Below are 2705 nucleotides of genomic sequence, written 5' to 3'. Positions count from 1 at the left end.
TTACCCGCTGGTGCGTGATCGGTCAGCAGCAGTCATATGGGGGCTCGTGAAGCAGCAGTTCAAGTTGCGGAAAACTCTCTTCATGCACATGGACGAGGCGCAGGACTTGGCCCAGCATCAGACCGACAAGGAGCGGCAGGCCATCGTCAATACGCTCAAGTCCCTGATGGAGAACAGTCATTGGCCCGTCGGCCTGCTCCTGACCGGAATGCCCGGTCTCAAGTCGATCATCAATCAGGACGCGCAGCTGGCACGCCGCATGTACCCGATCGAGATCGAACGCTTGTCGCCATATGCAGGGCAAGATCAGGTCCTTGGCCTTGTGGCGCGCTACTGCGACAGGGCGAAGGTGCAGCGTGACGACGATGTCAGGGAGGCGGAGTTCGCGTCACGCCTCATTCACGCGGCTGACTACGAGTTCGGGTTGCTCGCTCAGTTCATTGTAGAGGCGCTGACGCGTGCTCTCCGGGCCAACGGTCTGGAAGCATGTCTGTCCAGAAGGCATTTCGCGGAGGTCTATCATATGCGGACTGCTGTCGGCCCGGGACTGGACCCGTTTCTGGCCGAGGACTTCCACCGGATCGATCCGCGCCAGTGTTTCGATGAGGGGGATGAAGATGCATGAGGACGACATGCGCAATGTGCGGCTGGCGCTGACCATTTCTCCGCTCAATGGGGAAACCCCCGCAAGCATAGGCTCCCGGCTCGCTGCCCGAAATGGCGTAAGGCCGCGAGACCTTTGTTCCGACACGGGCATGCGGTGGCCCTTCCTCTGTTCCGGCCACCCGGACCAACTCGCTCTACTCGCCGACGCCGGTGGGCTTGAGCTGGAACATCTTGTGCTATGGAGTGCACAGCAGGTTCGGACTGGTCACTACCGAGTCGGCCACACCAGGAGCAGCACAGGCGTGTTCCGGCGCACATCCAGCCGGGTTTGCCCGAAATGCATAGAAGAGGTGCTTGGGGAAATGGGGCGGTATGGAGCGCATCAGCTGCTCGAGTGGAACGTCCTGTGCCTTTCCGGGTGCGAGCGCCACGAGACGGCTCTTCTGGACCTGCCGCGTGCTGCAACCACGCATGAAACCTATGATGTCGTGGCCCAGGTCGATCTCCACCGCGATCTGGTGAAGCAGGCCGCGGACCGACAGCAGGAATATGAGGCGACCGAGTTCGAAACCTACGTCCGTGGCAGGATTTATCGGAGCCCGCAAGCTGACTGGCTCAGTGGTTTGGAACTCGCTCATTTACATGGGGCCTGCATGACGCTGGGTGCGGCCATCTGCGGTGCGCCTTTGCAGCATTTCTCATCGTACGGTCAGAACCAGGAACGTCAATTTTGCGTCGAGGGGCTGCGGGTTCTTTCCCCCGGTCCGGAGAGCCTCCTTCGCTGCATGGAGGAGCTCAAAGCGCGTTCCCGCTCGCGCCGACCGTACTATTCGACTGACCTCGGCGCGTTCTACCATTGGCTTCGCGCCGCACGCGAGCGCCCGGAGTTGCAAGGCCTTGTCGCCTGCGTCCACGCTTTTGCGGTGCGAAGCTACACGATGAAGCCCAACAGGCGCGTGTTGGGTAGGGCGGTGCCCGGAGTCCAGTGCATGTCATTTGATACCGCTCGCAAGCAAACTGGGCTCGGGGTCGCGCTCTTGAAGCGGCTGATCGGCCATGTCGAGGGTTTTTCCGAGGCAGAGACTACAGCCCTGGCGGAAACGACGCCGGGCCAGCTCGACAGGGCCCTCAAATTCTGGAGCGGGTTATGTAATCTCACAGCCGCAGCTGCGGCTCTGCAAGTGCGGCCTGTCCAAGTAAAGACATTGATCGACTGCGGGCTGCTGCGATCCATCAAATTCGGAACCGCGTTACGGTATGTCTACCTGGAGGACCTCGACAGATTAACGGCGGCAGTATCTGAGCTGCCCAAGGTTGATAACAGCAAGGGGTACCTGCCCATCAGCCAGTATTGCAGGGAGAACGGAATCGGATTGGTGCGGATAATCCAGCTTTGGCAAAACGGAGAATTAGAGGAACTAGTGCGGTCCGGAGGCGGCGGGGGGCTGCGATCCATCCACGTACCTTGCAAAGCAGGTTCTGTCAGAACGCAACAAGACCTGTTAGGAGACCTGACACCAGCGGAGACTGCCAGATACCTTCAGATTGGAATCAGCTCTGTCCGGGCTCTGCGCAATGCAGGTTTCCTGCAACAGATCGTACGGCAGAATCCGGACACAAACCACCACCACGCTGTCATCACACAAGACAGCATACGGGCATTCGAAACCCGTTACCTAACATTGGGCCAGATAGCTGAGGGAGCGAAGATAGCGCCAATTCACATGGCGCGAAAACTGGACCGTGCAGAAATCCCGGCAGTTGAGGAAACTGCATGCTTTGTCCGGGTTTACCGGCGAGATTTACTTCCAGCAGAACTCAGCGGACGGCAAACTTGACCATCAGGTGCCGGATTTGCGGTGTGAATCACCGTCCGGTTAGCCATCCAAAGCAATGAGAGGCAAATCTATGAAGATTCCAGAACAGTCAGAGATCGGCGACAGAGAACTCGCAACAAGTCCAGACAAGCAATTCGCTCTTCTCGAAGCAGCCTATGCATCAAAAGAAGAGGAGGTCATCGATCAAACACTGTATCTGATCGTTGACGTAAGAAGACAACTCAAGCAGGGATTGCTTGATTGGATTGAAAATGAATGAGG

At 58.2% G+C, this 2705-nt stretch carries 3 protein-coding genes; all 3 read left to right on the top strand.

The features are described from left to right. On the top strand, positions 1 to 625 hold a 625-nt coding region (locus tag L1069_RS23565; RefSeq protein ID WP_237457269.1), incomplete at its 5' end, for a TniB family NTP-binding protein. After that, complete coding sequence (locus L1069_RS23560) at positions 603 to 2444, top strand: TniQ family protein (RefSeq protein ID WP_343328084.1); 1842 nt, start codon at positions 603 to 605, stop codon at positions 2442 to 2444. The genes L1069_RS23565 and L1069_RS23560, both read left to right, overlap by 23 nt. A 70-nt stretch (positions 2445 to 2514) precedes the next feature. Beyond that, positions 2515 to 2703, top strand: coding sequence for a hypothetical protein (locus tag L1069_RS23555; protein ID WP_237457268.1), 189 nt, complete (start codon positions 2515 to 2517; stop codon positions 2701 to 2703). Positions 2704 to 2705: the final 2 nt, after the last annotated feature.

The organism is Leisingera sp. MMG026, from assembly GCF_021654205.1.
Classification (GTDB): Bacteria; Pseudomonadota; Alphaproteobacteria; order Rhodobacterales; family Rhodobacteraceae; genus Leisingera.
This window is presented reverse-complemented; position numbering and strand designations above follow the sequence as displayed.